The organism is Methylobacterium sp. WL12 (assembly GCF_008039475.1).
In the GTDB taxonomy this organism is placed as follows: Bacteria; Pseudomonadota; Alphaproteobacteria; order Rhizobiales; family Beijerinckiaceae; genus Methylobacterium; species Methylobacterium cerastii.
Genome location: NZ_VRUW01000003.1, coordinates 142083 through 149465 on the forward strand (window position 1 = coordinate 142083; position 7383 = coordinate 149465).

Genomic DNA, 7383 nt, shown 5'->3' on the forward strand with positions numbered 1-7383 from the left:
CATGGCCAACAACAAGATGCTCATCGACGCGATGCATCCGGAAGAGACCCGGGTCGTCACGGTTCACGGTTCTAGGGTTGAGGAATTCGACTTCGAGGCGGCCAACCGGCGCCAGCTTCGCGGCAACATCTATCTCGCCAAGGTGACGCGCGTGGAGCCCTCGCTCCAGGCCGCCTTCGTCGAGTACGGCGGCAACCGCCACGGCTTCCTCGCCTTCTCGGAGATCCACCCCGACTACTACCAAATCCCGCTCGCCGACCGGCAGGCGCTGCTCGAGGACGAGGCGCGCGACGCGGAAGAGCACCGCGAGCGCGAGGAACGCCGCCGCAAGTCGCCGCGCAGCAACGGCCGCCGCGTCCGCGGGCGCCGGGCCGAGGCCTCCGCCGCCAAGCTCGACGAGACCGTGAGCGCCGAGGACGTCGCGCAGGAGCATGACGCGTCGCACGAGGCCGCCCGTGCGGACGGGCATGATGCCCCGGCCGGCGAGGCGCATCACGACGCGCAGTCCCACGACACGCAGGCCGCTGAGGCCCATGCCCACAAAGCCCATGCCCACGAAGCCCATGCCGGCGACGATCACGTCGCCGAGGCGCATGTGGACGAGGACCGGCCCGAGGGCGCGATCGCGCCGGGCAGCGACGCCTCCGCCGTCTTGCCCGAGCCGGATGCCGACGAGCCTGCCGGCGAGGCGCATGAGCACGAGGCCCAGGACGGGGAGACCGCCGACGACGCCCCGCGCCCTGAGGCGATCGTCGCCGTGGCCCAGGGACTGACCGTCGCCGAGGCGCCGACGGCGTCCGAGGACGAATCCGACGAGGATGAAGACGAGGACGAGGACGACGATTCCGACGACGAGGACGAAGAGGACGGCGACGACGAGGAGTCCGACGAGGACGAGGGCGACGAGGATCCCGACGCCGAGCCGAAGATCTCGCAGGTCGGCGGCAACGGCGACGCGCTCGGCGAGCTGCCCGAGCGTCCGCGCAGCCACCGCCGCCACTACAAGATCCAGGAGGTGATCAAGCGCCGCCAGATCATCCTGGTCCAGGTCGTCAAGGAAGAGCGCGGCACCAAGGGCGCGGCGCTCACCACCTATCTGTCGCTCGCCGGCCGTTACTCGGTGCTGATGCCGAACACCGGCCGCGGCGGCGGGATCTCCCGCAAGATCACCTCGGCCGCCGACCGCAAGCGCCTCAAGGAGACCGCCCAGGCGCTGGAGGTGCCCGACGGCATGGGCGTGATCCTGCGCACGGCCGGCGCCTCGCGCACGATGCCGGAGATCAAGCGCGACTTCGAATACCTGATGCGTCTGTGGGAGAGCGTGCGCGCGCTGACCCTGTCCTCGACCGCGCCCGCTCTGGTCTACGAGGAGGGCTCGCTGATCAAGCGCGCGATCCGCGACCTCTACAACAAGGACCTCGACGAGGTGCTGGTCTCGGGTGAGGCGGCCTATGCCGAGGCGCGCGACTTCATGCGCATGCTGATGCCGCAATCCGCAAAGGTGGTGAAGCCCTACCGCGACGCAACGCCGATTTTCGCCCGCCACGGCGTCGAGCAGCAGCTCGACGCGATGTTCTCGACCCACGTGACGCTGAAGTCCGGCGGCTATCTCGTGATCAACCCGACCGAGGCCCTGGTCTCGATCGACGTGAACTCCGGTCGCTCGACCCGCGAGCACGACATCGAGGACACGGCGCTTCGCACCAACATGGAGGCGGCCGAGGAGGTCGCCCGCCAGCTACGCCTGCGCGACCTCGCCGGCCTCGTGGTGATCGACTTCATCGACATGGAGGAGAAGCGCAACAACCGCGCCGTCGAGAAGAAGCTCAACGACTGCCTGAAGAACGACCGCGCCCGCATCCAGGTCGGCCGCATTTCGCCCTTCGGCCTGATGGAGATGAGCCGCCAGCGCATCCGCACCGGCGTGCTCGAATCCTCGTCGGTGCCGTGCGTGCATTGCGGCGGCTCCGGCTTCGTGCGCGCCACCGCATCGGTCGCGCTGCACATCCTGCGGGCGATCGAGGAGGCGCTGCTCAAGTCGGCGAGCCACAACCTGATCCTGCGCACCCGCACCGAGGTGGCGCTGTACATCCTCAACCAGAAGCGCGGGCACCTGCACGAGCTCGAGATGCGCTTCGGCGTCACCGTGACCATCGCCGCCGACGAGCGGCTGGGGGCCACCACCGCCTACCAGCTGGATCGCGGCGAGCCGGCCCAGCGCGCCGAGGGTCCGATCACCGGAATCCGCGCCACCGCGATCTCGCCGACCTCCGAGATCGAGGAGGACGACACCTTCGAGGAGATCGAGGACGAAACCCTCGAGGACGCCGCCGGCCCGGAGGTCTTGGGCGAGACCGACGCCGAGGGCGACGAGGCCGACGACGGTCGCGAGGTTGGAGCCGAGCGTTCGGAGAAATCGGATGAGGGCGACGGCCAGCGCCGTCGCCGGCGCCGCCGGCGCAAGCGCGGCGGCGGTCGCTCCGAGGGCGGCGAGGCCGAGCGCGGCGCGGAGGCCGGTTCGGAGCAGGGCGACGGAGAACGCGAGGGGTCGGCCGACGACGAGGCGGAGGGCGAACTCGCAGAAACCGGAGACGCCGAAGCCGTGGAGGCGCCGGCCCGGGAGGCCGCGCCGGCCGAGGGCGACGAGGATGCCGGCGGACGCCGCCGGCGCCGCGGACGTCGGGGCGGCCGCGGCCGCGCCGAGGGCCGCGGCCGGGATGGTGGCGACGCCGTCGCGTCCGAGGGGGCCGCGTCCGACTTCGACGCGTCGCAGGAGGCAGGCGGCGACCCGGTCGCCGAACTGCAGCCGGAGCAGCCGGTGAGCGCTGAGGCCGTCGAGGCGGCGATCGCCGCGGCGACGCCTTCCGCCGAGACCGCGATCGACCTGCCGGTGTCGAGCCCCGCCGAGACATCTTCCCCCGACGCCCCGGCGCCGTCGCCGGTTGCGACCGAAGCGGCCCCCGAGCCCATGGTCGAGCCGGCGTCCCCGGCGCCCGCTCCGGTGCGCGCGCCGGAGCCGGTGGCGGTGGTGCTCAGCGAGCCGTCCGATCCCGACCGGCCGAAGCGTGCCGGCTGGTGGTCGCGCACCAAGGCCGCGCTGACTGGCGAATGAACCGGCGCAAGGCCGGCTGAAACGAAGCCGGCCGACTGAGACGAGGCCCTGGGTTCCAACGAACCCAGGGCCTCGCTTCGCCGGCGACGGCAATGAGGTCTCCGAGACATCGGGTGCGGCGCAAATGACGATCTCGACATCACCGACGGATTGAAATCGCTCTGTTTGTGTACAAACGTGTGCGGTATAAACTCCGTATTGACCTATTCCATTCCAGGTTGCAGTCCTGTCCCAAGGAACGCAATCGATGTTGAGCTTCTTCCGCAAAGCCAGGATTGAAACGCCGGCCCTCTCGGTTGTGGCTCCCGGCGGTCTCGACTGCACCGCCGAGGCGCCCGAGCAGGCCATCAAGCCCGTCTCCGTGCCGCCCGCCGACCCCGAAGCGCTGCGCCTGCCCGGCCGCCTGTCGGCCGCGGCTTCGTCGGCCGGAACCTCGATCGGCTGGCTCACCCACGATTCCGCACAGGTCGCCGACCAGGCCCGCCTGATCGCGGCCGCGAGCGAGGAACTCGCCGCCTCGACCAGCGAGATCGCCGCCCGGTCGCAGACCTCGGCCGAGACGGCCGAGCGGGCCCGCGAGGGCATCGCGATCTGCGCTGGCGACATGCGCCGGGCCGGCGAGCGGATGCAGGAGATCCAGGCCGGCACGTCGGAGATCGGCGGGCGCCTCGACGGATTCGCCGCGGCTGCGCGTCGGATCGAAGAGATGGCGACCGCGATCGCCTCGATCTCGGCTCAGACCAACCTGCTCGCGCTCAACGCCACCATCGAGGCGGCGCGCGCCGGCGAGGCGGGCCGAGGCTTCGCCGTGGTCGCCGGCGAGGTGAAGGCGCTGTCGGGCCAGACCGCCCGGGCGACCGACGAGATCCGCGCGCGGCTTTCCGCGCTTCAGACCGAGCTGTCGGCCATGCACGCGGCCGTCGGCCACAGCCGGGCCGCGGTGGCGGCCGGCTCCGAGGTGATGGACCGCGCCAACGCCCGCGTCGAGGCCGAGAGCGCCGCGGTCGCCGAGGCGGCTTCCGAGATGCGGGCCCTGGCCGAGGTGATGGAGCAGCAGATCGCCGCCACCGGCGAGATCGCCTCCAACGTCGGCCGCATCGCCGCCGGCACAGAGAAGTCGCGCGGTGAGATCAAGGACGCGATCGGCGAGCTCGAGGCGCTCGAAGCGATGAGCCGCACCCTGCTCGACCGCTTGGACGGCGACCCCCTGGCCGTGGCCCTCGCCCGGCTGCCGGCCGACTGCGCCGCCTGGAAGCGCCGGCTCGCTTCGGTGCTGGTCGGCGTCGTGCCCCATACCGGCATGATGGCGATCGTCGCCGACCCGATCCTGCCCGCAAACGTCCGCGCCGGAGTCATCGCCGCCGCCGCCCAGGCGGCAGCGCTTTGCGCCGGCGTGAAGGTTCAGGATTGGGACGCCGCGACCGTCGCGTTCCAGGCCTTCGACGCGGCGACCGCGACGACCCTCGCAGCTGCAGCGGCCGCCGACGCGGCCGTCCTGGCAGCCTGAACGTATCAGGCGCCGGGTCGGACGAGCCTGAGCGGCATCACGCCAGCCAAGTGCGCAGGCGCCGCACCGCCTCCCGGCACTCGGCTTCCGAGCCGGCGAAGGAGAACCGGACGTGGTGGTGGCCGGCCTCCCGGTCGAAGTCGAGGCCGGGGGTGGCCGCCACGCCGGCCTCGTCGAGCATCCGCCGGCAGAAGGCGGAGGCGTCGTTGGTGAGGTTCGCCACATCCGCGTAAAGGTAGAAGGCGCCGTCCACGGGATGCGTGCGCCCGAGGCCGATTCCGGGGAACGCATCGAGCAGGATCGCGCGGTTGCGGGCGTAGCCGTCGCGCACGGCGTCGAGCTCCTCGGTGGCATCGAAGGCCGCCAGCGCGCCGACCTGCGAGAGGTAGGGCGCCGAGATGTAGAGGTGCTGCGCCAGCCGCTCGATCGGGCGCACGAGGGCGTCGGGCACCACCATCCAGCCGACCCGCCAGCCGGTCATGCAATGGTACTTCGAGAACGAGTTGATGACGATCGCATCCGAGTCGAACCGGAGCGCGGTCGTCGTCGGCACGCCGTAGCCGAGGCCGTGATAGATCTCGTCGGAGACGAAGGGTAGGCCGAGCGCCCGCGCCGCCGCGCAGAGTTCGGCGAGCGCCGCCTCACCGATCACCGTGCCGGAGGGGTTGGCCGGGCTCATCACCAGCACGCCGGACAGGGCATGTGCCGCATGCGTCGCCTGAAGCAGCGCGGCGGTCGGGGCGTAGCGGTCGGCGGCGCTCAGGCGCATCGGCACCGGCACCAGGTCGAGGGCCGAGAGGATGTTGTGATAGGCCGGATAGCCCGGCTGCGGCACGCCGACCCGGGCGCCGGCGTCGAACAGGCTCAGGAAGGCCAGGATGAAGCCGGCGGACGAACCGGTGGTCACCACCACACGCTCCGGCGGCACCGCGACCCCGTGGCGTTCGCGGTAATCCTGCGCGATGCGCTCGCGCAGGGCCGGCAGCCCCAGGGCCTCGGTGTAGGGCACGCGGCCGCCTTCCAGCGCCCGCTGCGCGGCGGCGATCACCGCCCGAGGCGCCGGCGCCGAGGGCTGGCCGACCTCCATCCGCACCACGTCCTCCCCGGCCCGCGCCTTTGTGGCGGCGGCGACCATCACGTCCATGGCGAGGAAGGGCGCGACGGCGGCGGCACGGCGGGAGATCGGGATCATCCGACGCTTATACGCGGGCCGCGGCCGCCGGTCAGCCCTCGAACGGCCCGCAGGACCTGTCGCCGTGGCGCTACGCCTTGAAGCGTTCGCGGAGCACGGCGTTGGCCCGCGCCTGCCAGCCCTGCCCGCTAGCGCGCATCGCCGCGATCACGTCGCCGTCGAGGCGCAACGTCACCTGCCGCTTCGGAGCCTCGGATTTCGGACGCCCACGCCCGCGGCGCGCGATGTCGTGGCCCGAGCCGGGCACTGCGCGCGCCATCATGGCGTCGGTAATCTCGGGAATCTCGTCATACTCGCTCGCCTGGATCACGTGGGCATCGAGCCGCGCAAGGTCCGTTTGCCCGATGCCGTCAGCGGAGGGCGGGACCATATTTCTTTTGCTCACGGTCATTGGCCTTCCTCATCGAAAAGACATGCTCGTCGTCGCCACGCAGGGTCCAGCCGACCACGACCATCCGGCTCGCGAGCGTCCCGATCGTGATGATGCGCGTCGCGCCATAATCCTGGCGATCGTCTTCGAAGCTGACGCAGGAGCCGGCGAGGACGGTCGCGGCAGCTGCGAAATCGAGGGCTCGCTCACGGAGCGTCCAATCTCGCTTCGCGGGATCGAAGGTGATCGCCATAATATTTGTAGCGCCATCAAATGCGGCCGGCGATGACGAAACGGCGCGCCGACGATTCGGGAGCATCGCCCGGATCGCCCAACATCCTCAATGCCCAACGAACCCCGCCGCCATGTTCACGGCGAGGGCCAGCACGCCGGTGTTAAACAGGTAGGCGTAGACCGTCTGCACCGTCGCGATGCGGCGCATGCGCTTGCTGGTGATGTTGGTGTCCGAGGTCGCCGCCGCCGCGCCGATGGTGACGGTGAAGTACAGGAAGTCCCAGAAGTCCGGGTCCTCGTCGCCGTGGAAGTCGAGGCCGCCGCGGCGTTCGCCCGGCGCGTCGTCGCCGTAGTAGACGTGGGCGTAGTGGACCGAGAAGACGAGCTGCACGAAGGACCAGGTGCACAGCACCGTCGCGCCGGCGAGCGTCAGGTCGAAGACCTTGCCCGCCCCGCTCGCCTTGCCGCCGAGCACCAACACGCCGACCGCGGCGAAGCTCGCCGCGGCCGCGAGCAGGGTGAACACGGTGACCAGGGCCGCGCTGTCGTCGAGGCGCGAGGCCTGCAGGCGCAGGGCGTCACGGGACTGCCCGGTCGATTGGCGGACGATCAGAACGGCGTAGGCCACGATCCCGGCGCACCAGCCTGCGAGCAGGCGCGTGACGAGGTCCGGCCCCGGGACCAGCAGCGCGCAGGCGGCCATGATGCCGAAGGCCGCGAGCAGGCGCGGGCGGAGCCGGAAGGCCCGGAGGGGATCGATCATCGACGTGACGCCTCGCAGGAGAAATGACGCATCGTGCAAAACCGGATTCGATCCGGGGATTTGACCCGCCGCCGTGAAAACGCCTAACCCGATCGATACCGGATCGACCATGCCCCGGCTCGGCCTGCCCGCCGCGCCCGCCCAGCGAGGACGTATGCTTCTCCCCCGTTTGCTCTCGGCCTCCTGCCTCGCGGCGATGCTGTCC

Annotated in this window: 6 protein-coding genes; 2 read left to right on the forward strand and 4 right to left on the reverse strand. The window is 71.1% G+C overall.

What is annotated here, in order from left to right; translation table 11 throughout:
* Position 1: 1 nt before the first annotated feature.
* The gene (locus FV226_RS02705; protein ID WP_147761696.1) at positions 2–3112 is read left to right on the forward strand and encodes a ribonuclease E/G; all 3111 of its coding nucleotides are present in this window, start codon (positions 2–4) and stop codon (positions 3110–3112) included.
* A 247-nt stretch (positions 3113–3359) separates the two neighbouring features.
* Complete coding sequence (locus FV226_RS02710; protein WP_147761697.1) at positions 3360–4619, forward strand: methyl-accepting chemotaxis protein; 1260 nt, start codon at positions 3360–3362, stop codon at positions 4617–4619.
* A gap of 37 nt (positions 4620–4656) precedes the next feature.
* Here FV226_RS02710 and FV226_RS02715 read toward each other — a convergent pair whose 3' ends face one another.
* The 4 genes from FV226_RS02715 to FV226_RS02730 all read right to left on the reverse strand — a co-directional run bounded on the left by FV226_RS02715 (position 4657) and on the right by FV226_RS02730 (position 7178).
* On the reverse strand, positions 4657–5811 hold the full coding sequence (locus tag FV226_RS02715) for an aminotransferase class I/II-fold pyridoxal phosphate-dependent enzyme (protein ID WP_147761698.1): 1155 nt from the start codon (positions 5809–5811) through the stop codon (positions 4657–4659).
* A gap of 70 nt (positions 5812–5881) precedes the next feature.
* Positions 5882–6181 carry a BrnA antitoxin family protein gene (locus FV226_RS02720; RefSeq protein WP_210246492.1) on the reverse strand — a complete coding sequence of 100 codons (300 nt, stop codon included), beginning with the start codon at positions 6179–6181 and terminating at the stop codon, positions 5882–5884.
* On the reverse strand, positions 6162–6434 hold the full coding sequence (locus FV226_RS02725; protein WP_147761720.1) for a BrnT family toxin: 273 nt from the start codon (positions 6432–6434) through the stop codon (positions 6162–6164). The genes FV226_RS02720 and FV226_RS02725 overlap by 20 nt, the downstream gene beginning before the upstream one ends.
* Before the next feature lie 87 nt (positions 6435–6521).
* A complete protein-coding gene (locus FV226_RS02730) occupies positions 6522–7178 on the reverse strand; it encodes a DUF1345 domain-containing protein (protein WP_147761700.1) in 657 nt (218 codons plus the stop codon).
* Positions 7179–7383 lie beyond the last annotated feature (205 nt).

Excerpts from the sequence above, each read along its gene's own strand:
- FV226_RS02705 (WP_147761696.1), top strand. The coding sequence starts at position 2 with ATGGCCAACAACAAGATGCTCATCGACGCGATGCATCCGGAAGAGACC.
- FV226_RS02710 (WP_147761697.1), top strand. The coding sequence starts at position 3,360 with ATGTTGAGCTTCTTCCGCAAAGCCAGGATTGAAACGCCGGCCCTCTCG.
- FV226_RS02715 (WP_147761698.1), bottom strand. The coding sequence starts at position 5,811 with ATGATCCCGATCTCCCGCCGTGCCGCCGCCGTCGCGCCCTTCCTCGCC.
- FV226_RS02720 (WP_210246492.1), bottom strand. The coding sequence starts at position 6,181 with ATGGTCCCGCCCTCCGCTGACGGCATCGGGCAAACGGACCTTGCGCGG.
- FV226_RS02725 (WP_147761720.1), bottom strand. The coding sequence starts at position 6,434 with ATGGCGATCACCTTCGATCCCGCGAAGCGAGATTGGACGCTCCGTGAG.
- FV226_RS02730 (WP_147761700.1), bottom strand. The coding sequence starts at position 7,178 with ATGATCGATCCCCTCCGGGCCTTCCGGCTCCGCCCGCGCCTGCTCGCG.